Raw genomic sequence first — 23,114 nt, 5'->3', positions numbered from 1 at the left:
GTTCTTTGTAAATCTATTCCATTTTTTTGATCTCCTTTTGCATCCTCCTTATTATTCTTTTTTCTAGTCTCGAAATATAAGATTGAGAAATTCCAAGTAAATCTGCCACTTCTTTTTGTGTTTTACTTTTCCCACTTCCAAGCCCAAACCTAAGCCTCATTATCTCTTTTTCTCTATCTGAGAGCTTTTTCATAGCCTGACTTAACAAACTTTTGTTGACTTCTTTTTCAAGTCTTTTATGAATAATATCATTATCAGTTCCAAGAACATCTGAAAGTAATAGTTCATTGCCATCCCAATCAACATTTAATGGTTCATCTAAAGATACTTCATGACGCACTTTATTATTTCTTCTTAAATACATCAATATTTCATTTTCAATACATTTTGAAGCATACGTGGCTAACTTAATATTTTTTTGAGGTTTGAATGTATTAACCGCTTTTATTAGTCCTATTGTGCCAATTGATATCAAATCTTCTATGTTTATCCCTGTATTTTCAAATTTTCTTGCTATATATACTACTAATCTAAGATTTCGTTCTATTAACTCACTTTTAACGTGTGTATCACCATTTTTAAGCTTTTCCAAAATTTCGGTTTCTTCTTCTTTTGTAAGTGGCGGTGGTAAAGCTTCGCTACTACCAATATAATGTACTGGATCAACTTTCACCCCTAGTTTTTCCAGGAGCTTCATAACAAAAATCCTTATAGCTAGCTTACTTTTATACCATGACTTAATCAAATAATCCCTCCTATTTTTTGATAACTACTAACTCAAACTAGCCCAGGAGGCAGCAAGCCGTTATAACCTTCTGGCAAATTTAATTTTCTTTTAGATATTGCAATCATCATATCTACTTCTTTTAATGACTCACTATTCAATTCACCAATTAAAACTTTATCTGGTCTCATAGCAATTAAAGCTTCTTTTGCGTTACCTACTGTATTAAAAAATACTGGTTGTAATTTTAATTGTTTCAAAAGCCTGGGGTCTATTCTGTCATAAATATCAAAAATATCATCTTCCTCAAATATTATGTTTGTAAGATCATAAGGAAGTATTTTTTTTACTGCTTCACCTTCAACCACACAACATGGAGTTCCAGTTGAAGTTTTTAATAAATTCCCACTATCCACCAGTACTTTTAACGAAGAGCTATTATTATTTAACTGTATTTCAACGATCGCCTCATAGTTTTTACATCTTATTTTCTTTTCAACGGTTTTAATCCCCCATAAAAAACCTCCCCCAATAACTATTGATAAAATTAAATACATCCAAGATACTTTACCAATAGCTAAATTATCTAAAGAGTTGAATAAAAAGATTGTTCCAAATAGTCCTCCTCCAATAAAAAAAGACATACCATAAAAGACCATAAGAGCTACTATACTCTCTTTTATTTTTTTCGGAAAAAAAACCAGCATAACTATAATCCAGGAAAAAAGTATCTTAAATAGAGCCTCATACACACTATTTTGAAAAGGCAAAATAAAATACCAAGATGATATAAATGCACCTATTAGCCATCTATGTTTGTATAACCTATAGCTTAAAACCTTGGCTGTTAACCAAATAATAAAAGCATTCATTAAGAAGTTAATTAATATTAAAAATTCAGCCACAACATACACAATTTTGCCTGCCTCCTTAGAGCTAGCCCCCTAGACAAACTCTGCCACCGTATGAATATGCCTCTAATAAACAACTTATGCAAAGTATACCAAGTTAAACTTAAGAAATTTGTCACTTTCTCACTTAACTTCGAAAACAATTATTTTAAAAAATATGCAAAAATAAAGAAAAGATGACACTTCTAAAACAAGCGCCATCTTAACCAATAGTCATATGAAATATGTTGATTCTGGTGCAAAAAGTCATATGAGCAAAGTTTTGTTTTTAATTGCAATACATCTTGATGAGGAAGCTGGAGAAATAAGGTCTAATGACAGGATGTCATTAGCTAATCTGACTCACGATGAGTTCTTGGGTTAGGTAGCCTTATTTCGACTGCTGACGAATCTTAGATGTATCAATTAAAAACATTTTATTTATGTGAATAGACTTTTTACACCAGAATCAATGTTTAGTTAGTCATTTTTCTTTTTGCGCCTCAAAAAGGCAGGAATATTAATATCTTCGCCAACAAACGACTTATCCGCAAGATCACCTGATCTATTATCATCTAACCTATTGTTATTTTGTGTATTCATATTATATTTTTCACCCTCTTTTTTTTCATCAAAGCCTGTAGCTATAACGGTGACTTTAACTTCGTCATCTCCCATATCCTCATTAATCACTGCCCCAAAGATTATGTTAGCATCTTCATCTGCAGATTCAGCTATAATATCTGCCGCTTCATTTGCTTCATGAAGTCCAAGGTTCGAGCCTCCTGTAATATTAAGCAGCACACCTTTTGCACCATCTATACTTGTTTCTAACAAAGGACTCATTATGGCTTCCCTTGCTGCTTCAACAGCACGACTTTCTCCACTACTTCTACCTATCCCCATCAAGGCTGTACCTGTGTTATTCATGATCGTTTTAACGTCTGCAAAATCCAGGTTAATAAGTCCAGGAACAGCTATTAAGTCCGAAATCCCCTGTACACCTTGCCTTAACACTTCATCTGCCACCTTAAAAGCTTCAGTAATCGAAGTGTTCTTTTCTACCACTTGAAGCAAATTATCATTAGGGATAACTATAAGCGAGTCTACTTTTTCCTTCAAAGCTTGTATCCCTTCTTCAGCCTGCTTTTTTCTCTTTCTACCTTCAAAAGTAAATGGTTTAGTGCAAACTCCTACTGTCAAAGCACCAACTTCCCTGGCCATTTCCGCCATTACAGGGGCAGCACCTGTACCAGTACCACCACCCATACCAGCAGTCACAAATATCATATCGGCACCTTTTAAATTTTCCTGTATTTCTTCTCTACTTTCTTCGCCTGCTTTTTTCCCTATTTCGGGATCGGCACCAGCACCTAAACCTTTAGTTAGTTTTTGACCTAACTGTATTTTAACATTTGCCCTAGATGTATTCAGCGCTTGTGCATCTGTATTAACAGCTATGAATTCAACACCCTTAAGACCTGAATCAATCATCCCATTAACGGCATTACTACCACCACCACCAACACCAACAACTTTAATATGTGCCACCTGTTCGGAATTAAGATCAAATTCCAACATCACTAATATACCTCCTTTTTGCTAACCCTATTTTCCTACGCCTATTCAAAAAAGTCTAAGAACCAATTTTTAATCCTATTAAATAAACCAGATACATTACCACTGCTTGCTTCTTCGTAATATTCGCTTTCATAGTTGTTATTTACTACATATTGTATCATTCCAACACCTGTTGAATAAATTGGATTATTAACACCTAATAACCTTGGTTTCACTATTCTTACATTAGCATCAAGTTCCTGTTCTGCTATCTCTTGTAAGCCTTTTAACTCTGTGACACCACCAGTAATTACAATACCGGCAGCCAGTTTTTCCCTATAACCATACTCATCAAGACGTGAATTAATAAAATCAAAAATTTCCCTGATTCTTGGCTCAATTATCGACCCAACCTCTTCTATGCTAACTTGTCTAGGTTCTTTATCTCCTATACTAAAAATCTCCACAGAACCATCCTCGGCCAATTCAGGGCTTGCTACACCAAATTTAATTTTTAACTTTTCCGCTTCATCTTGAGAAATCTTAAGCCCAACAGCAAGGTCATTAGTTATGTAATCTCCACCTATATTAATACTATCAAGACATTCCATAAAACCATCTTTAAAAATACCAATCTCTACTGTGCCCCCACCTATATCAATAATGCCAACACCAAGCTTCCTCTCTTCTTCAGATAACAAAGTCTCAGCATTAGCCATGATACTTAAAATAAGATCATTGACTTCAAGACCTGCCCTTTGAACGCATCTTAACAAGTTATGTATTGTAGTGCTCTTACCAGCAACAATTAGTGCATCTACTTCTAGCCTTACTCCTAACATTCCTACCGGATCTTTAATCCCATCATATCCATCTACAATAAATTGATGGGGTATAACATCAATAATTTCTTTATCAGGAGGAAGGTTAACGACTTTTGCAGCCTGAGTAACCCTTTCTACATCTTCTGCTGTTATTTCTCTATCTTCATTGTTAACTGCTACAACACCTTTATTATTTATCAAGTTCACATGTGATGCCACAACGTTAACAAAAACTTCATGAACTTCTACTCCTGACATCCTTTCAGCTTGTTCAACAGCATGCTCTATTGCTTCTATTGTTTTCTCTAAATCTATTATGCCTCCTTCTTTCATTCCTTTAGAAGGCGAAGTACCGATTCCAATTATGTTTATTTCATTAGGAGATCTTTCTTCTCCTATAATAGCCCTAACATAGGTTGTCCCAACATCTAAGCTTGTTATCAAGGATTTTCTAGTCAATCACAGCACCTCCTGATATAAAAAGACCCTTATATAATTTCAACATTGATTACTAATTTTCCTCTTCTTTCCTACTATTGTTTTCATCTAATTCTTTAAGAACAGGATATTTGGGAACTCTTAGGTCCAAATGCCTAAAATTTTGTTGACCTTTTTTTTCTTCTACTTCAGGTATAATTTTCTCTATAAGAGCATATTTTGTCTCCAATTCTTCGGGTTTGCCCATTTTTACTTTTAAACCTTTTTCTGTAAATAAATTTATTTCACTGTCTGATACTATCACAATCTCACTAATAAATACAGATGTAGATGATGTTAGTTTATCCAAAACGTTAGACAACACTTCTATTTCTTCATCTTTTGATGTTAATTTCTTTAGAGAATCTCCTGGTTCATATGATTCAACCACAGCATCCAAGTTGATTCCATTAATTATAGGGAGCCCTTCTCTACTGGCATATTCGTCAAGTATAACTAGATCACTCGACAAAACTAACTTATCACTATCTTCTATTTCATAAACAGCAATAGGAGTCCTTTCAGCAATATCAACTTCTACTTTATTTGGCAAGATAGTATTAATTTCGACTTTTTTAATCCATTTGTTTTCTAAAATCCTCTCTTCAGTGGTTTTTTCACCAAAAAAAAGTATGTTTTCGCCTTTTAATTCCATATCATTAATTAATCTTTCTGAGCTAACTTTTTCATTTCCAGAAATTTTAACATTTTTAATCTCAAAATACCTAGAATTCGACATAAAAACAAGGGTAAAAAGACCTAGACAAAGCAGTAAAAGGACCCAAATTCTTATTTTTTTGATTTTAAATTTGTGATTTTTGTTTGATTCGCCTATTTTTTTACTTCTTTTGTTCTTTAATTTTACAACCTGCTTGTCCATTTTAACCCTCCAAAGAAAACGCCTAATTAGGCGTTTTCATATTTATCCTCAAACCATTTAACTCTTTCTACTTTTGCTCCTAATCTTCTAAGCTGGTTTTCAATCTGTTCGTAACCTCTATCAATATGCTCTAATCCTTCTACTACACTTACACCTTCTGCGCCTAGAGCTGCTATAACCAGTGAAGCACCCGCTCTAAGATCGGAAGCTTTTATTTTTGTGCCTGTAAGCTTTGTAGGGCCTCTAACAAGTGCAATCCCATCACCTAACATAATGTCTGCGCCCATCTTTTTTAGTTCTTCCACATGTCTAAACCTGCTTTCAAATATATTTTCAACAATTAACGATGAGCCATTTAAAACCGTACATAATGCAAGTATTTGAGGCTGTAAATCTGTAGGAAAACCAGGATATGGACTAGTCTTTATTAATTCTATTTTATTAAATTTTTCTGGCGCAATAATAGTTAAGCTCCTGTCCCCTTCAATGATATTTACACCTGCTTCTCTAAGTTTATCAGTCAAGGAACTTACATGTTCTGGAATAACATTTTTGAGGGTTACGTTACCTCCCGTAATTGCCCCGGCAATCATATAAGTTCCAGCAACTATTCTGTCAGGATTAATCCTATGTTTCGTTCCTTTGAGTCTATTAACACCAATTATTTTTATATTATTTGTGCCTGCTCCTTCAATCTTTGCTCCCATTGCATTTAAGAAATTCTGCAAATCAACAATCTCTGGTTCTTTTGCCGGGTTAATAATATTAGTTATGCCTTGTGCAAAAACCGATGACATCATTAAATTTTCAGTTGCTCCAACACTTGGATAATCTAACTCAATATCAGTTCCTTTAAGGCCTAGGGGGGCTTTTGCAATTATCTTATTTTCCTTTTCTTCTACTTCACAACCTAATCTTTGAAAGTTCATTAAATGAAGTTCTATTGGTCTTTCTCCAATAGCACACCCACCGGGATAAGACACCATCGCTTTATTCTTTTTCGCCAAAAGTGCCCCTAAAAGAACAATACTTGACCTCATCTCTTTCATTAAATCCTCAGGCACAGTAACTGAGGTTAACGTTCTGTTATCAATCAAAAGAACATTCCCGCGTTCTACAACTTTACATCCAAGTCTTTTTAATATTTCAAGCATAGTTGTTACATCTTTTAATTTTGGGACATCTATAAGCTCTACTTCATCTTCAGCCATTATAGCAGCAGCTATCAAAGGTAGAGCAGAATTTTTTGCTCCCTGTACATTAAGCGTTCCATTTAACTTCTTGTTTCCTGAAATAACCAGTTTGTCATTCATCATTTCATCTCACCCAACACATTTAATTCTAGGGCTAAATTTATACCATAAAGTTCTTTAACTTTTTCTTTTGCTATTTCAATCAATTTCCAGGCATCTTTTGCTTTACCATTATTGGTGTTAACAATAAAATTAGCATGCTTTTCGGAAAATTTAACTTCACCAATTTGATAACCTTTCATACCGCATTCCTCCAGAAGACGGCCCGCATAATCACCGGGAGGATTTTTAAATACGCTTCCTGCATTTGGTAAAGTAGGTTGCTTATTTTTTCTTTGTTCTTGATATTTTTTTATCTTTTCTGTGATTTTTTTAATGTCACCCTGGTTTAAGGTTAAACATATCGAAGTTATTATTACTTCTTTCTCTCCAGTATTTAGACCCCGATATTCAAATTTTAAGTCATCTTCTGTCAAAACGACTTTTTTACCACTATTTATATCAACACCTTCAACCCTACTAACTACATGTGATATTTCTCCTCCATGTGCACCCGCATTCATAATAGCTGCTCCTCCCATAGTGCCAGGTATCATACATCCCCATTCTATTCCACTAATGCTTTCTTTTGATAATTCTCTAGTTAAAGTAGGGAAAGTTTTGGATGCACCAACATTTACTAAGCATTTACCATTTTTTCTGTTTTCAAACCTAATAAAGTCATACTTTTTCCCCAATTTTATTACAACACCATTAAAACCCTCGTCACTCACTAATAAGTTAGAACCATTACCTATCAAAAAGTAAGGAATACTTTTTTCCCTAAAATAATTCAAAGCTTTTATTAAATCGTTATCGTTTTCGACTTCTATAAATAATTTACACGGGCCTCCTATTTTCAAGGTGGTATGGTTTCTTAGATTGGTATTATATTCAAAAGAACTTTTAATATTATCTGTTAACTCTCTAAATAGTTCCTTTTTCATGTTATTAGCCCCTTTTTTATATTCCATTCTATGCAATTAAACAAATTTCGTGAAAAAAGCTTGTCCGTTTACAAAATAAAAAACATAACATTGTTCATATGATTTTTTGCACCAGAACACGCTTATTTTTTGGTTTTTGCAATATCTTTTAGTACATTGTATACCTTACAAGAAGCATCTAGGTAACCCAGTTCTCTACTATTGCTTTTCATATTAATTAAAAGTTGATCATCCAACAATAACTTAATTATTTTTTCCATTAAAACTTCTGGCTTTAAATCCTTTTCTTCAATCATTTCTGCTGCATCTCTTTTAACTAAAGTCATAGCATTTTTCCGCTGGTGATCATTGGTTACATTAGGAGATGGTACCAAAATAGAAGGTATCCCAAATCCAGTAATTTCGGCAAGAGTAGTAGCCCCAGCTCTACTTAATACAAGATCTGCTAGACTTAATGCCATTGGCATCTCATTTAAATATGAAAAAACTTTTATATTACTCTTATCATAGCTTGATATTTTTTTATTAACTTCATTGTAGTACCTATCGCCGGTTACATATATTATTTGCAGCCATTTATTTTTTATAAGATCTTCAATTATTTTTATAAAATTATGATTTATAATCTCTGCACCTTGACTTCCACTTACTACTAATAAAGTTTTTTTATCTTTGTCCAAACCGAGGGTAAGAGCTGCCTTATCTAGGCTTAGTTCATTTACTTCAGATGCCCTAGGATTACCTGTAACTATTAGATTCTTAGTGTTAAAAAAATCCTTTGAATCTTCAAAGCTAACCATAGTTTTTTTTGCTAGTTTTGACAAAAATTTATTCGTGATTCCAGGTACTACATTTTGTTCGTGAATCGCTGTAGGAATACCAGATAACCATGCCATAAGAATAACCGGACCACAAACATAACCTCCTGTGCCAAGCACAACATTCGGGTTAAATTCGCTTATTATTTTTCTTGCTTGATAGCACCCCTTTGCAAAATTCGACGAAAAATAAATCATTTCTTTGCCTATCTTCCTTGGTAATCCCTGTATATCTATCGTTTTAAAAGGTATATTCTCTTTTGGAATCACTTTACATTCTAGGCCTCGGGAAGTCCCTACATACATAACCTCAGCATTTTCGTTATTTTTATAAATTTCTCTTACTACAGAAAGTGCTGGATATATATGCCCGCCTGTTCCTCCTCCGGTAAGTAAAAATTTCATATTTATCCTCCAGGAAAACAATTTATTTTGTTATATGTTTTGAAATATTTAGCAATATTCCTATTCCCGTTAGGGTAAAAAAGAGAGATGACCCTCCTGCGCTAACAAGTGGTAAGTTAATCCCTGTAACAGGGATCGAAGCAGTAACAACTCCAATATTCATAAGCGCCTGAATCCCTACAATAGATGTGATCCCAGCCGCAAGCAAACTTCCCAAAAGATCGGGCGAATAAGCTGCTATCCTGAATCCTCGCCATATAAATATAAAAAACAATATTAACACAAAAGAGGCGCCCAAAAAACCTAGCTCTTCACCTATAATTGCAAATATAAAATCGTTGTGGGGCTCAGGAAGGTAGAAAAACTTTTGTCTTGATTGACCAAGACCAACACCTGCTAGACCGCCCGGGCCAAGAGCATATAAGGATTGAATTATCTGGTATCCAGTTTCCATGTGATCTTCCCAGGGATTAACAAATGATAATAATCGTTCCCTTCTATAATCACTTTGTAATATTAAAGCTAAACCAACCGGAACCGTAGCAGCTAAAAATCCTACCAAGTGAGTTATTCTCATCCCTGCTACAAAAAGCATGATAATAATACATGCCGATATTGCAACAGCAGTACCCATATCAGGCTGCCTCAAAATCAAAATAAAGCTTAAACCCAAGAAGAATATCGGAGGTAATATTCCTTTAGTAAAGCTTTTTACAATTCCTCCTTTAGACACATGTGCAGCAGTAAAAATTATCAAAGCCAATTTAGTAAATTCTGTTGGTTGAAAATTTATCCCACCGATTTGTATCCATCTGTAAGCCCCATATACTTGCCTCCCAAGACCCGGAACAAAAACCAAAGCTAAAAATACAAAATTTAATATCAAGAAGGCAACTGCTAATTTTTCCCATTTCCAATAGTTAATTTTGTTAGCTAACAACAAACCCAGTAAACCAACAAAAGCCCAGAAGGTTTGTCGTTTTAGGAAGAAGTATGAATCACCATATTGAACCTGTGATATAATGGTGCTCGCACTAAATACCATGATAATTCCTATGCCAAGTAAAAGTGCTGTTACAATAAGCAAAATATAATCAGGGGACTTATTTTCTTTCTCCAATGTCTAATCCCTCCCCCACTTAATCACTTCCCCCTTGAAAATTCTTCCTCTTTCTTCATAGCTTGAAAACATATCCCAACTAGCACACCCCGGTGAAAACAAAACTGTTTTGCCAAGGCTAAATGCATTTTTTACCGCTTCTTCTAAAGTGTCCACACTTGTATATTCTTCAAAGTTATTTTTATTCATGGATTCTATCCACCTGGATTTTGTTTCTCCTAATATTATTGCTTTAGCATTAAACTGTTTCAAATTCTGCACAAATTCATCAAAGTCTTCACCCTTATCCATACCGCCTAAGATTAATACTAATGGTTCTTTAAAACCTGTTGACTTTACAGCTTCTAAAGCTGTAAAAGAAGCTTCAATATTTGTTGCTTTAGAGTCATTGTAGAATGTGACCCCCTTATATTCACCAACTTTCTCTAGCCTGTGTTCTACCCCATAAAAATTTGCTATTGTACTACTAATTGTATCTGGTGATATGTCTAAAGTTTTAGCCACACAAATTGATGCTAGAATATTTTCAATATTATGCTCGCCAGGTATTTTAATTTCATCTTTCTTTATAACTTCTATGCTATTACCCTTCTGTTTCATTACTAATTTATCCTTAATAACATTTGCACCGTCATCTAAACTTTCTTTTGTACTAAAAAATAATTTAGTACCTGACAATTTCTTTGAAATATCCTTACAATTTTCATTATCATAATTTATAACTTTTATGTCTTCCTCACTTTGATTTTCAAAAATCCTTAATTTTGCGTTTATATAGTTTTCAAAAGTTTTATGTCTATCTAAGTGATCAGGAGCAATATTTAATAAAAGCGCTATATCAGGCTTAAAATTTACTATCCCTTCAAGTTGAAAACTAGAAACTTCACATACAACTATATCACCTTTTTTGACCCGACTAATCAAACTGCTAATAGGGTTACCGATATTTCCAACCACGTGACAAAAGTAACCTGCAGATTTAATTATCTCCCCTATCAAAGTGGTTGTTGTAGTTTTTCCATTAGTTCCTGTAATTGCAATCAAACACGATATGTAAGGTTTTAGATAATTATAGGTAAGTTCAATTTCATCAATTATCTGTATTTTTTTTGATAGCCCTGCTTCGATAATTTCATTTTCATAAGAAATTCCTGGACTTTTAACAATGGTATCAAACTCATGTATTTTTTCTTTCACTTTATCTTCTTTAATAATAGATTCCTTCAATCTTGCTATATCCTCTTTAGTTTCATTTCCGAAATCTATTTCATCTATAGAACGTTTGTCTGTACCTACAACATCTTTACTTAGTTCCTGTAATGCTTTTAGTGTGGAAAGGCCACTTTTCCCTAAGCCTAAAACTAGATATTTTCCCATGTTTAACTCTCCTTATGATACAATATTGTTTATCGAGATAACTCCAACAAATGCAGCAATTAAGCTTACTAACCAAAAGGTGGTAACAACTTTCCACTCACTCCATCCGCTTAATTCAAAATGATGGTGTAATGGACTCATCAATAATATTCTTTTTCCTGTTAATTGATAAAATAATACCTGCAAAATAACGCTAACAGTTTCAGTTATTAATACTATCCCGACAATGATAAGAGTCAATTCAGTTTTTGTCAAAATAGCCATCACTGCCAATGCACTTCCTAAGCTTAAACTGCCAACATCACCCATAAATATCTTAGCCGGATGAAGGTTAAAGATTAAAAATCCAGCAACTCCACCCATTAAAGAACTGCCGAAATAAGCAATGTTATTTAACCCCATCATGTGAGCAACTATAATATAAGCTGTCAAACCAATAATAACTATGCCACCAGCAAGGCCATCTAACCCGTCAGTTAAATTAACAGCATTAGCAGTACCAAGAATCATCATTGCCACCAGTAAAAAATAAAAAAATCCAATTTCAATTGTTATATCAGTAAAAGGAATAAATAACTTAGTAGAATGATCTATACTTAATAAATAAAAACCAAATATAGCTACGACTAATAATTGACCAATTATTTTTTGCCTCGCTCTTAACCCAAGGCTTTGTTTTTTAACAACTTTTATATAATCATCTACAAATCCAATTAACCCCATAGCTATTGTTACAAATATCAAAATCGCTACACCGGAAAATTCTTCAATAGGAACTAAGATTATTAATGATATAACAGATGCCAAAAGAAAAACCAGACCACCCATTGTAGGCGTCCCTGACTTTTCCATGTGACGCCTGGGCCCCAAATTTCTAATCTGCTGACCAAATTTCAACCTTGTAAGCAGCGGAATTAAAAGTGGGGTCAAAGCAATACTTATTATAAAACTTACAATAATAAGGATATATATTAAATCCATAAAGCTTCCCCTCCTACCCTTCTTCGTCTATTATCGCATAGACTACATCTTCTAAAGCCATACCTCTAGATCCTTTTACCAAAATTGTATCACCTGGTTTCAAAATACCCTGAATTTGTTTAATCAGTTCCTCTTTATTATTATAAAATAGTACATTGTCGTTATTTAGACCTGCATTTAAGGCTCCATCTTTTATTAATTTAGCTTTGTCCCCAACAGCTATGATAACTTCAACCTCCTTACTTGCTACGTATTCTCCAACTTCAAGATGTGCGTCATCAGTATAATCTCCAAGCTCATACATATCCCCTAAGATAGCTACTTTTCGGTTAGTTGCCACATCGGACAAAATATCTAAGGCTGCTTTAGTTGATTTGACATTTGCATTATAAGTATCATTAATCACTGTTATATCTTTCTTACCTGTAAATATTTGATTTCTCATATCTGTAGGGTAAAAGTTTTTTAGGTTTTCTACTCCTTTAGTTAAAGAAACATTAAGCTCTACACCGGCTAGCAAAGCAGCCATTGCATTCATTAGATTATGCTTTCCGGGAAAGTTTAAGCTCATTTTTACTTTTTCATTTTCCTCACCCTTTGGCCTGTGCTCCAACAAACATTCAATTCTTTCCTGACGTGGCTTTATATCCTTTATTACCAAATTAGCATCTACCCCTGTGCCATAACTTACCACCCTATTAGGCGCCTTTGACTGTAGCCTGACAACTCTTTCATCATCTCCATTAATTATTGCAACACCATCGTTAGCTAAGCCTTCTAACAGCTCTCCTTTTGCTTTTGCTATATTTTCAATAGTTTTCAAATTTTCCAAATGTGATTCTGCGACATTTGTAATAATACCTATGTCAGGTCTTGCAATCCGGCAAAGTTCAGCAATTTCTCCCATTTGCCTCATACCCATCTCTAATACAATAACTTCATGCAGTTCGTTTAAATTTAGCAATGTTAGCGGCAACCCAATCCCAGTATTTAAATTACCCTCTGTTTTTAACACTTTATAATTTTGTCTTAAAACTTCTGCTACCATATCCTTTGTAGTCGTCTTTCCTACACTTCCTGTAATTCCAATCACTTTTACATTATATTGTTCTCTATGTTTCATTGCAATCATTTTTAGTGCTTCTAAGGAATTATTTACTTCAATAATTGCCTGACCAGTCTCCAAATCCTCCTGGTTATATTTCTCATTTTCAACTAAGCAGGCAGATGCACCTTTTTTCAAAGCGTCCTTCAAAAAATAATGCCCATCAGTTCTTTCACCTTTGAGGGCAATAAATAAGTCTCCATCTTTTACCATTCTTGAGTCAATTGAAAATCCCTTAACTTCTATTTCACCATAACCATTTATTAATTTTCCACCCGAGTAATCGGCCAATTTATTTAGTGTCCACATTTTTACCCCTCTTAACTATTTTCTTTTTATTTTTGCCTTACTATTTCTTCCCAGGCAACTTCACGATCATCAAAGTTTACTGTTTTATCTTTAAAAACCTGATAAGTTTCGTGCCCTTTGCCAGCAATTAACAAAGAGTCGCCTTCTTTGGCCCACTCAACAGCCAATGAAATAGCTTTCTTCCTATCAGGTTCAATTAAAAATGATGTCTCATCACCAAGTCCTTTTTTAATATCTTTGATGATCTCTTCTGGGTCTTCAGTCCTAGGGTTGTCAGAAGTAATAAACAACTTATCACCATATGAAGCTGCCACTTTCCCCATTAGCGGTCTTTTTTCCTTGTCTCTATCTCCTCCACATCCAAATACTACTCCTATTCTACCTGGAGTAAACTCTTTCAATGTACTTAATACATTTTCAAGAGAGTCAGAGGTGTGGGCATAATCAACTATTACTAAAAAATTCTGTCCAGCATCTACTTTTTCAAACCTACCAGGAACCTTTTCTACTTTTTCAAGGACTTCTTTTATAAAATTAGGGTTAAAACCTTCTAATAATGCAACACTAACAGCAGCAAGGGCATTATATATACTAAACCTTCCCGTAAGTTTTATGTTTAAGTTAAAGTTACCCCAGGGACTTTCAACATCAAATTGACATCCTTCTGGAAATATTTCTATATTTTTGGCCATTATGTCCGCATCATTATATATTCCATATGTTATCACCTGAACGGCAGACTGTTCCATCATGTACTGTGCACTTTCATCATCTATGTTTATTACAGAAGCCTTTGGAATATTATTTTTTTTATGTGATAATCCTAAAAAAGAAAACAAGCGACCTTTAGCCGCTCTATAATCATCCATGCTGGGATGATAGTCCAAATGGTCCTGTGTTAGGTTTGTAAAAACACAAATATTAAAATCACATCCAAGGATTCTCTTCTGTTTAATTGCATGAGAACTCACTTCAATAACACAATCTCTAACAGCTTTCTTAACCATTGAAGCCATCATTTGCTGCAAGTCAAAGGATTCAGGAGTAGTAGTCTTAACAGGGTATTCCTCGTCTCCTATCTTGTACCTTACAGTACCTATTAATCCAGTTTTGTCATAACTTGCTGAATAAATTGAATTAATCAAATGCGTTACAGTAGTTTTTCCATTTGTTCCTGTAACCCCAATCAAATTTAAATCCTTCGATGGACAGTTATAAAATTGGGCAGCTAAAATTGCAAGGGCCTCTCTAGAGTTAGAAACCTTAACCTGAGTAACAGTTTTGACATCTAGCCACTCCTCCACGATTAAAGCTTTGGCACCTTTCACCACAGCATCATTAGCATAATCATGACCATCAAATTTATAGCCCGGTATACAAACAAACAGGTCACCTTCTTTTACATCTCTAGAGTCATAGCTGATACCCGTAATTTCAGTGTTTATTTCACCTTTTATTTCCTTTATTAACAAGGGTTCTATCAAGTATCCAAGTGTTATCATAACCAAAAGCCTCCTCTCCGGGCTTCTTTTAATATTATTAACTATTCTCTTCAATTTTATTTTATTCTAAGTATACTGTTATTTCGCTTCTTGGCGAGACAGTTGTGCCTGGTTCTGGTAACTGTTCATAAATTTGCTCTCCTTCTCCTGAAAACTGAATTTCTAAACCTTTCTGCTCTATCAGTGTCCTTGCCTCATCTATTTCCAAATTAATAAGGTTTGGAACCGCGACTTCTTCTGTTGCAGCTCTATCATCTTCTTCTGGCAAGTAACTTGGAGGAATTTCCTTGTACTCTATAACATCTTCCATAATATTTCTAAATACCGGAGCAGCTACCTGACCTCCCCACGCAGGTCCTTTAGCCGGATTGTCAACAGCCACATATATCAGAATTTCTGGGTCTTCCACAGGGCCAAAACCTATAAAGGAAGCTATATGTTCATCGGGTATATATCCTCCATCCGGACCAACCTTTTGAGCAGTACCAGTTTTGCCTGCAATTCTATATCCCTCTATAAAAGCATTCTGTCCACTTCCTTCTTCGACGACACCTTCCATTATTTCCTTTACCTGCTGCGAAGCGCTCTCAGATATAACTTGTCGTATATTTTCTCCTTCTTCAAGCTCTTCTGCTTCGTCTTCTAGTTCTTTCGAGTGCTCATTTTCAAAGTATTCCTCGGCTATATAGGGCCTCACAAGATTACCGCCATTAGCCATGGCGCTTACAGCTACGGCTTGTTGTATAGGGGTAACAGATACCCCCTGACCAAAAGAAGTTGTAGCAAGTTCTGTAGGGCCCATCTGTTCTTCAGTAAATATCAAGCCTGTGGTTTCACCGGGGAGGTCTATCCCCGTTCTTGTATCAAAACCAAAGCCATTTATATATCTAAGAAGAGTTTCTTTGCCTATTTCCTGACCTAATGTTACAAAACCAGGATTACAAGATCCATAAACTACTTCCAAGAAATCAATAGAACCATGACCTCCTGACCAACACCCAATAGAAGTACCGGCTACATCAATTGATCCATCACAGTGAAAACCTCTATCTGGATTATATTTATTTTCTTCTATGCTAGCAGATAAAGTAACTAGCTTAAAGGTTGAGCCAGGTTCAAAAGTACTGTTAATTACAGGAATGTTCATTTTTTCTGAACTAAATTCGGCATATTCGCCAGGGTAATAATCTGGCTTTGCACCCATAGCCAAAACCTCTCCTGTATAGGGGTCCATTGCCATTGCCATAATTTGGTTAGCTTCATATTGAACCATTGCCCTCTCTAGTTCTCTCTCAAGAATGTACTGTATATTCAAATCAATGGTAGTCTTTAAGTCAGAACCATCTTCAGGCGGTATGAAGCGCTGTACTCCGTGAGGTAATTGGTCACCCCTCATAGTTCCATCAGCTTGAAATTCCATCCAACCATCTTTTCCAGCAAGTATATCCTCATATTGGAACTCTAATCCTCCCCAACCTTGATCAACCCCAACAAATCCCAATATCTGGGATGCAAGTCGACCATGAGGATAGTATCTTTCAGATTCTGTGGTGATCTCTATTCCAGGGATAGCCAGTGCTCTTAAATGCTGTGCTTTACTTCTACTAACAGTTCTTGCTAACCTAACCTGGGAAGTATCCTGTTCTATCTTTTCCATAATTTCGTCATAATCTAATTCAAGGATCCTGCTTAATTCGCGGGCTGTAGCTTCTTTAGATTCTATTTGATTTGGAATAGCTATCACACTATCTGCTGTTACACTTCCAACCAAAACCTCACCGTTTCGATCTAATATTTGCCCCCGTGGAGAACTAACAGGAAGACTCCTGTTCCACTGTTCCCATGCCTGCTGATGCAGTTCTTCACCTCTTACCAATTGAAGCCATCCAAGACGTCCTAACAAAGAAACCATTGCCAATAGTATTATAAAAAATAAAAACACTAGCCTTTTGCGGGTGGTTAACATTTCCTGCTTTTTCAAAGCCAAGGCTTTACCTCCCAAGTTAAATAAATTTCTTAATTCCTTAATCTATATTTATTACTTGTTGTCTTCCTGGATTACTCATTTCTAGTTCATCTACCGCAATCCGCTCAATTCTTTCTGGTGTTTTTTGTTCTAAGACTTTCATTTCAAGAAGAACTTTTTCATTATGTAAAGATTCCAGTTGGTTTTCTTTTTGAATCATTTGATAGTTCAACTGTGAAATTATTGCAGATTGGGCAACCAAAATCAGTGCTGTAGCTACAAAAGTTACATACAAGATAGCAGGTTTAGATTTATTTAATTTTTGTAATATACCACGACGCTGTTCTTCTTCTTTTCTTTTTTCTGGTTTTTTAACAGGCTTGATATTAGGACTTTTTGGTTGGTTTTTATATTTTCTTTTTCTATAAGGTCCATATGGTCTTTTCTTAGGTATGCTTTTTCTATTAGGAAGAGGAACATTATATTCTTTTAAAGGTCGCTCACTATTAAACAAAATATTCACCCTTTCTATTGTTTAGAACCTTCTTTCAAAAAAGCCCTTAATTTTGAACTTCTTGCTCTATGGTTTATCTCTAACTCTTCTTTTGTTGGCTGTACTGGTTTTCGTGTCAGCACTTTACCTAATGGAGTTGCCCCACAAATACATTTCGGTATTTTGGGAGGACAAAAGCAATTTTTTTCAAATTCTTTGAATTTATTTTTCACGACCCTATCTTCTAGTGAATGAAAACTGATTACAACAAATCGTCCCCCAGGATTAAGAAGTTTCACACCTTTATCTAGTACCGTTTCTATTTTTTCTATTTCCTGATTAACATATATCCTTAGGGCCTGAAAGGTTCTTTTTGCCGGGTGAGGCCCTTTCTGCCTTGCCTTTGCAGGTATCGCTTTTTTTATAATTTGAGTAAGTTCAGAGGTTTTTTCTATTCTTTTTCCTTTTCTATTTTCGACAATTTTTTCAGCAATTCTCTTAGACCAGCGTTCTTCTCCATATTTCCAAATTATATTGGCTAATTCTTGAGCGCTAAGTTCATTAACTGCATCTTTAGCACTATATTGCTGTTCTCTATCCATTCTCATATCAAGAGGCCCATCATGTTGATAGCTAAATCCTCTTTCACCTTGATCTAACTGATAGGAGGATACACCAAGGTCTAAGAGTATCCCATCAAGGCCCTCAACACCTAATTGGTTACAAGTTTTGTCTATTTCTACAAAGTCAGCTTTTATTAGTTTAATTTTACACTCACTATCATTTAAGACTTTCTTAGCTTCCTTTATTGCCCTCTCATCCTTGTCCAAAGCTATTAAAAAACCCGAAGGTGAAATGTGCTTCGCAATTTCTTTTGCATGAGTTGCTCCTCCGACAGTTCCATCCAATATTATCTTGTCAGGTTTTGGCTCGAGTTTTTTAATCACTTCTTCAACTAGTACCCCTTTGTGATATCCCAAAAAATCCCTCCGGAATTAAATGTCAAAATCAACTATTTCTTCTGCTATATTTTCAAAAGACTCTTCAGCTTCTGATTGATAGTCTTTCCAGTTTTCTTTGCTCCATATTTCGACCCTACTTGACACTCCAATAACAACAACTTCTTTTTTTAAATCTGCATGGAAGCGAAGATTCTCAGGTATTTGTATTCTCCCCTGGTTATCTAAAGCACATTCAGTAGCTCCAGATAGAAAAAATCTACTAAATGCTCTTGCATCTCCTTTGGTAAGTGGTAGAGCTTTTAGTTTTTGCTCTAATTGTTTCCACTCGCTCTGGGGATAAATAAATATACAACTATCAAGACCTCTGGTGAGAACAAAGCTCTCCCCTAGGTCTTTTCTAAATTTGGCCGGAACAATAATTCTTCCTTTATTATCGATTGTATGATTATACTCGCCCATAAACATAGCATCCACCACTTTTTACCCCATATTAACCACTTGCCTCCACTTTTCACCACTCATTAACTTCTACTTCTCCACGTAATATCCTTCCACTTTTACAAAAAAAAATAAAAAAACAACCTCGAAAGAGGTTGTTTTTTTATTTTTTTGTCATTATATTTTATTTTGCACTACTTTGCATATTTTGATATCAATTCACTTAATTCTTTTATTAGTTTATCCTGTTCTTCATGCGTTATCGCTTCATTCAAGCAATTTTTAAGGTGATTTTCTAATATAAGAGTTCCAACATTATTAACTGCAGACCTAACTGCATTCACCTGCATTAAGATATCAGAACAAGTTTTTTCTTCTTCAACCATTTTTTGTATTCCTTTTATCTGACCTTCTATTCTTTTAAGTCGATTAAGAACCAAATATCTTTCATCTTCCATATTATAAGACCCTCCCTGCAGTTAAAAGCAGCCAAGAACTAAACATAAAAACCCCACTGTGCCGTATCTTTTTCGCATGCTTTGATCCTCTTTTCTTCAGGTGGGTGCCCTCCTGTTCGCTTCGTATGTCCCTCGTAAGGCTTATACTACACGAACAGAGTCCAGGCTCCCATTGTGGTTAGTGTTGGGTCAAAACATGACGAACAATACGGACACAGCAGGGATTTTCTTCACTTTTGATTTGCAAGTTCATATTAACATACATAATCCAATAAAGCAAATAAACAAATCACCACTTCAAAGCTATGTCTTACTCTTTTTTGCTTTTAGTTTTGGGGGAAATATTTAACTCTTTAAGCTGCTTAATCTCAACTTCGCTAGGCGCACCTGTCATTAAACAGCTTGCGTTTGCTGTTTTCGGGAATGGAATAACTTCCCTTATACTACCTGCACCTGCCATTAACATGATTAATCGATCTAAACCAAAGGCAATACCACCATGGGGAGGGGCCCCATATTCTAGCGCTTCTAATAAAAACCCAAATTTTTCTCTTGCTTCTTCTTTATTTATACCCAGGATTTCAAACATTTTCTCCTGTACATCTTTTCTGTGATTTCTTATACTTCCACCACCTATTTCTACTCCATTCAACACTAGATCATAAGCTTTGGCTCTAATTTTCTCAGGTTCATCCTCATAGTTTTCCAGGTCGTTTTCATAAGGTGAAGTAAATGGATGATGTGCCGCTTTGTATCGCTTTTCTTCCGGGTCATATTCAAGTAATGGAAATTTCACAATCCAGCATAATTCAAATTTATTTTCAGGTATTAAATCAAGTTTTCTAGCTAAAGTTTGTCTTAGATTTGACAAGCTCTCATTCACTACTGAGGTATTATCAGCAACAAAAAGTAACAAATCTCCAGTTTTGGCGTTCATTTCTTCTGTTAATTGATTTAACTGCTCCTCAGTAAAGAACTTGGCAATTGGGCTTTTTACGCCATTTTCTTCCAATATCATCCAGGCTAGGCCCTTGGCACCAAACTCCTTGACATACTCTGTAAGATCATCAAGCTCTTTTCTGCTAAAATCCCCTCCACCAGGAACAACAATGCCTTTTACCATTCCTTGTTTTTCTAATGCTGATTTAAAAACTTTAAATTCTGAGTCTTTTACTATTTCGCTTACATCAACTAGCTCCATCCCAAACCTCAAATCAGGAGCATCCGAACCATATTTTGATATTGCATCGCTATAGGAAAGACGATTGAAAGAAGTCTCCATTTTTATATCTAGATTCTTTTCAAATACATAAACTATCATTCTTTCTACCAGATTGATCAGTTCTTCTTCCTCAATAAATGACAGCTCCATATCTAGCTGGGTAAACTCAGGCTGCCTGTCAGCTCTTAAATCTTCGTCTCTAAAGCATCTTGCAATCTGAAAGTATCTATCAAATCCAGACACCATCAATAACTGTTTAAAAAGTTGAGGGGATTGAGGCAAGGCATAAAATTTATTTTCCTGAAGTCTACTAGGAACCAGGAAATCTCTTGCACCCTCAGGTGTACTTTTTGTAAGAATCGGCGTTTCTATTTCAAGAAAGTTTTCACCGTCCAAAAAGTCTCTCATCGATTTAATAACTTTATGTCTTAACTCTAAATTCTTTTGCATATCAGGGCGTCTTAGGTCTAAATATCTGTACTTTAGTCTTAAGTTTTCGTCTGTCTCTATATCCTCTTCTATAAGAAAAGGAGGTGTTTTAGAAGGATTTAAAACTTCTATAGTTTCACATTCTATTTCAATCTCACCTGTATGTAAGTCTGGATTGACGGTTTCTTCACTTCTTGCTTGTACCTTTCCAGTTATTGACAAGACATATTCGCCTCGAACTGAATCAGCAATTTCTAAAGCTTCTTTATTTCTTTCAAAATCACATACAACCTGAACTAAACCGGTTAAATCTCTTAGATCAATAAAAATCAACTTCCCATGATCTCTCCTATTATCAGCCCAACCCATCAAACTAACCTTTTTACCGATATCATTAGTTGTTATTTTTCCACAGTAATGAGACCTTTGCATTATATCTCCTCCTATATTGTCAGACTATCTATTGTCAGACTATCTAATTAATTCTTGTATCTTATCCAAAAAACTATTCATAGGAATTTTTTCTTGATTCCCATCTTTCATATTCCTTAATAATACATGCTCTTCACTCAATTCCTCTTCTCCAATTATCACAGCATATTTGGCATTTAATTTATCTGCTTTTTTTAATTGAGCTCTAAAACTTTTATCTTCAAAATCCATTAATGCCAAGTACCCAAGGCTGCGAATCTTATCTAACATTCTAAAACACTCTTTTTTTGCCTCACTTCCTCCATAAACCAAATATGCATCAGCTTCATTATCTTCTGGAATCTTTACCCCTTGGTTTTCAAGTGCTAATAACACTCTTTCAATCCCTACAGCAAAACCAACTGCTGGCGTTTCTGGGCCTCCACATTCTTTTACAAGACCATCATACCTGCCGCCCCCTCCTATAGAGCTCTGGGCTCCAATATCATCAACTATAACCTCAAAGGCAGTTTTTGTATAATAGTCTAGCCCTCTAACCATTTTGGGATTAACCTCAAAGTCTAGACCTACATATGTAAGTAATTCTTTAACATTATAAAAATGTTCATCACATTCACTACACAGGTTATCTAACAGCAACGGCATATCATCTTTTAACAAATCATTACACTTTTTATTTTTACAATCTAATATTCTCATAGGATTAGTTTCATATCTTGATCTGCAGTCCTTACAAAGTTCATCCAAATTATTTGCCAAATACTTTTTTAACTCTTCTTGAAATTTTTGACGACAGTTAGGGCATCCTACACTATTTATTTCAAGGGAAAGGTTTTTTAATCCAAGCTCTTTAAATATATTTATACAAAGTTGGATAGTTTCCACATCTGCTTCAGGAGCAATACTACCAAAATATTCTACCCCAAACTGATGAAATTGCCTATACCTTCCAGCCTGAGGGTTTTCATATCTAAACATAGGCCCTAGATAATACATTTTAACCGGCTGAGGCTGATTAAACATTTTGTACTCTATAAAAGCTCTAACTGTAGAAGCAGTCCCTTCAGGGCGAAGAGTTATACTTCGCGCAGCTTTATCCTCAAAAGTATACATTTGCTTTGTTACAATATCTGTGCTTTCGCCTACCCCACGGGCAAACAAATCAGTATGTTCGAATATGGGCACCCTAAGCTCATTAAACCCGTAATTTTCTGCTAATTTAGACACAACTCTTTCAAAGTACTGCCATTTCGAAGTTTCACCTGGTAAAATGTCCCTGGTACCTTTTGGCGCTTTTGTTAACATTACTATCCCCATCCTCCTTGTTTGGACTTGGTACCAATATATTAATAAAAAACTCCCGTCTCCGACTTTACTTCGCCGGGGACGAGAGTTAAACTCTCGTAAAAACCCCATGAAAAGTTACATAAAAAAGTTCCTGAAATTCCTTTCAATTGTATTATAATCTTACATCAATGTCAATCAACCTTCAGTCAACAGCAA

20 protein-coding genes and 1 other RNA gene are annotated in these 23,114 nt (G+C 35.1%); all 21 read right to left on the bottom strand.

Annotated elements, in window-relative coordinates:
* Positions 1-13: 13 nt before the first annotated feature.
* The 21 genes from sigE to hisS all read right to left on the bottom strand — a co-directional run bounded on the left by sigE (position 14) and on the right by hisS (position 22,916).
* The gene (gene sigE / locus ACONDI_RS04120; RefSeq protein WP_338086480.1) at positions 14-742 is read right to left on the bottom strand and encodes an RNA polymerase sporulation sigma factor SigE; all 729 of its coding nucleotides are present in this window, start codon (positions 740-742) and stop codon (positions 14-16) included.
* Positions 743-777: 35 nt separating this feature from the next.
* On the bottom strand, positions 778-1,638 hold the full coding sequence (locus tag ACONDI_RS04115; RefSeq protein ID WP_241080214.1) for a sigma-E processing peptidase SpoIIGA: 861 nt from the start codon (positions 1,636-1,638) through the stop codon (positions 778-780).
* Positions 1,639-2,094: 456 nt separating this feature from the next.
* Positions 2,095-3,195: a cell division protein FtsZ gene (ftsZ, locus tag ACONDI_RS04110; protein WP_277397834.1), complete on the bottom strand. Its 1,101-nt coding sequence runs from the start codon at positions 3,193-3,195 to the stop codon at positions 2,095-2,097.
* Positions 3,196-3,236: 41 nt separating this feature from the next.
* Entirely contained in the window at positions 3,237-4,457 is a 1,221-nt protein-coding gene (ftsA, locus tag ACONDI_RS04105) for a cell division protein FtsA (RefSeq protein WP_241080213.1), read from the bottom strand.
* Positions 4,458-4,509: 52 nt separating this feature from the next.
* The gene (locus tag ACONDI_RS04100; protein WP_241080212.1) at positions 4,510-5,355 is read right to left on the bottom strand and encodes a cell division protein FtsQ/DivIB; all 846 of its coding nucleotides are present in this window, start codon (positions 5,353-5,355) and stop codon (positions 4,510-4,512) included.
* A 26-nt stretch (positions 5,356-5,381) separates the two neighbouring features.
* Positions 5,382-6,668: a UDP-N-acetylglucosamine 1-carboxyvinyltransferase gene (gene murA / locus ACONDI_RS04095; RefSeq protein ID WP_420848178.1), complete on the bottom strand. Its 1,287-nt coding sequence runs from the start codon at positions 6,666-6,668 to the stop codon at positions 5,382-5,384.
* The gene (gene murB, locus ACONDI_RS04090; protein WP_241080210.1) at positions 6,668-7,594 is read right to left on the bottom strand and encodes a UDP-N-acetylmuramate dehydrogenase; all 927 of its coding nucleotides are present in this window, start codon (positions 7,592-7,594) and stop codon (positions 6,668-6,670) included. The genes murA and murB overlap by 1 nt, the downstream gene beginning before the upstream one ends.
* 122 nt (positions 7,595-7,716) lie before the next feature.
* Positions 7,717-8,817: an undecaprenyldiphospho-muramoylpentapeptide beta-N-acetylglucosaminyltransferase gene (murG, locus tag ACONDI_RS04085; RefSeq protein WP_241080209.1), complete on the bottom strand. Its 1,101-nt coding sequence runs from the start codon at positions 8,815-8,817 to the stop codon at positions 7,717-7,719.
* 22 nt (positions 8,818-8,839) lie between these two features.
* On the bottom strand, positions 8,840-9,937 hold the full coding sequence (spoVE, locus tag ACONDI_RS04080; protein WP_241080208.1) for a stage V sporulation protein E: 1,098 nt from the start codon (positions 9,935-9,937) through the stop codon (positions 8,840-8,842).
* 3 nt (positions 9,938-9,940) lie between these two features.
* Positions 9,941-11,314, bottom strand: a complete 1,374-nt coding sequence (gene murD / locus ACONDI_RS04075; RefSeq protein ID WP_241080207.1) for a UDP-N-acetylmuramoyl-L-alanine--D-glutamate ligase — start codon at positions 11,312-11,314, stop codon at positions 9,941-9,943.
* Positions 11,315-11,326: 12 nt separating this feature from the next.
* Positions 11,327-12,295, bottom strand: a complete 969-nt coding sequence (mraY, locus tag ACONDI_RS04070) for a phospho-N-acetylmuramoyl-pentapeptide-transferase (protein WP_241080206.1) — start codon at positions 12,293-12,295, stop codon at positions 11,327-11,329.
* A 13-nt stretch (positions 12,296-12,308) separates the two neighbouring features.
* Positions 12,309-13,709, bottom strand: a complete 1,401-nt coding sequence (locus ACONDI_RS04065; protein ID WP_241080205.1) for a UDP-N-acetylmuramoyl-tripeptide--D-alanyl-D-alanine ligase — start codon at positions 13,707-13,709, stop codon at positions 12,309-12,311.
* A 26-nt stretch (positions 13,710-13,735) separates the two neighbouring features.
* Positions 13,736-15,211 carry a UDP-N-acetylmuramoyl-L-alanyl-D-glutamate--2,6-diaminopimelate ligase gene (locus tag ACONDI_RS04060; protein WP_241080204.1) on the bottom strand — a complete coding sequence of 492 codons (1,476 nt, stop codon included), beginning with the start codon at positions 15,209-15,211 and terminating at the stop codon, positions 13,736-13,738.
* A gap of 61 nt (positions 15,212-15,272) precedes the next feature.
* On the bottom strand, positions 15,273-17,198 hold the full coding sequence (locus ACONDI_RS04055; RefSeq protein WP_241080203.1) for a penicillin-binding transpeptidase domain-containing protein: 1,926 nt from the start codon (positions 17,196-17,198) through the stop codon (positions 15,273-15,275).
* Positions 17,199-17,235: 37 nt separating this feature from the next.
* Entirely contained in the window at positions 17,236-17,691 is a 456-nt protein-coding gene (locus ACONDI_RS04050) for a cell division protein FtsL (protein ID WP_241080202.1), read from the bottom strand.
* 14 nt (positions 17,692-17,705) lie between these two features.
* Positions 17,706-18,650 carry a 16S rRNA (cytosine(1402)-N(4))-methyltransferase RsmH gene (rsmH, locus tag ACONDI_RS04045; RefSeq protein ID WP_241080201.1) on the bottom strand — a complete coding sequence of 315 codons (945 nt, stop codon included), beginning with the start codon at positions 18,648-18,650 and terminating at the stop codon, positions 17,706-17,708.
* A gap of 15 nt (positions 18,651-18,665) precedes the next feature.
* On the bottom strand, positions 18,666-19,097 hold the full coding sequence (gene mraZ / locus ACONDI_RS04040; RefSeq protein WP_338086479.1) for a division/cell wall cluster transcriptional repressor MraZ: 432 nt from the start codon (positions 19,095-19,097) through the stop codon (positions 18,666-18,668).
* A 167-nt stretch (positions 19,098-19,264) separates the two neighbouring features.
* Positions 19,265-19,528, bottom strand: coding sequence for a metal-sensitive transcriptional regulator (locus tag ACONDI_RS04035; RefSeq protein WP_241080199.1), 264 nt, complete (start codon positions 19,526-19,528; stop codon positions 19,265-19,267).
* 46 nt (positions 19,529-19,574) lie between these two features.
* A non-coding RNA gene (gene ssrS, locus ACONDI_RS04030) (6S RNA) lies at positions 19,575-19,755 on the bottom strand.
* 83 nt (positions 19,756-19,838) lie between these two features.
* Positions 19,839-21,611, bottom strand: coding sequence for an aspartate--tRNA ligase (gene aspS, locus ACONDI_RS04025; RefSeq protein ID WP_241080198.1), 1,773 nt, complete (start codon positions 21,609-21,611; stop codon positions 19,839-19,841).
* A 39-nt stretch (positions 21,612-21,650) separates the two neighbouring features.
* Entirely contained in the window at positions 21,651-22,916 is a 1,266-nt protein-coding gene (hisS, locus tag ACONDI_RS04020) for a histidine--tRNA ligase (protein WP_241080197.1), read from the bottom strand.
* Positions 22,917-23,114: the final 198 nt, after the last annotated feature.

Origin of the sequence: Natranaerofaba carboxydovora (assembly GCF_022539405.1) — a bacterium.
Lineage (GTDB): Bacteria > Bacillota > Natranaerobiia > Natranaerobiales > Natranaerofabaceae > Natranaerofaba > Natranaerofaba carboxydovora.
Note: the sequence above shows the minus strand (reverse complement) of the source record. Positions and strands in the feature narration are given on the sequence as shown.

What these genes read in the sequence shown, in the direction of transcription:
- ftsZ (WP_277397834.1), bottom strand. Translation starts at nt 3,195, where the DNA reads ATGTTGGAATTTGATCTTAATTCCGAACAGGTGGCACATATTAAAGTT.
- ACONDI_RS04100 (WP_241080212.1), bottom strand. Translation starts at nt 5,355, where the DNA reads ATGGACAAGCAGGTTGTAAAATTAAAGAACAAAAGAAGTAAAAAAATA.
- murA (WP_420848178.1), bottom strand. Translation starts at nt 6,668, where the DNA reads ATGAATGACAAACTGGTTATTTCAGGAAACAAGAAGTTAAATGGAACG.
- murB (WP_241080210.1), bottom strand. Translation starts at nt 7,594, where the DNA reads ATGAAAAAGGAACTATTTAGAGAGTTAACAGATAATATTAAAAGTTCT.
- murG (WP_241080209.1), bottom strand. Translation starts at nt 8,817, where the DNA reads ATGAAATTTTTACTTACCGGAGGAGGAACAGGCGGGCATATATATCCA.
- murD (WP_241080207.1), bottom strand. Translation starts at nt 11,314, where the DNA reads ATGGGAAAATATCTAGTTTTAGGCTTAGGGAAAAGTGGCCTTTCCACA.
- mraY (WP_241080206.1), bottom strand. Translation starts at nt 12,295, where the DNA reads ATGGATTTAATATATATCCTTATTATTGTAAGTTTTATAATAAGTATT.
- ACONDI_RS04065 (WP_241080205.1), bottom strand. Translation starts at nt 13,709, where the DNA reads ATGTGGACACTAAATAAATTGGCCGATTACTCGGGTGGAAAATTAATA.
- ACONDI_RS04060 (WP_241080204.1), bottom strand. Translation starts at nt 15,211, where the DNA reads ATGATAACACTTGGATACTTGATAGAACCCTTGTTAATAAAGGAAATA.
- mraZ (WP_338086479.1), bottom strand. Translation starts at nt 19,097, where the DNA reads ATGTTTATGGGCGAGTATAATCATACAATCGATAATAAAGGAAGAATT.
- ACONDI_RS04035 (WP_241080199.1), bottom strand. Translation starts at nt 19,528, where the DNA reads ATGGAAGATGAAAGATATTTGGTTCTTAATCGACTTAAAAGAATAGAA.
- aspS (WP_241080198.1), bottom strand. Translation starts at nt 21,611, where the DNA reads ATGCAAAGGTCTCATTACTGTGGAAAAATAACAACTAATGATATCGGT.
- hisS (WP_241080197.1), bottom strand. Translation starts at nt 22,916, where the DNA reads ATGTTAACAAAAGCGCCAAAAGGTACCAGGGACATTTTACCAGGTGAA.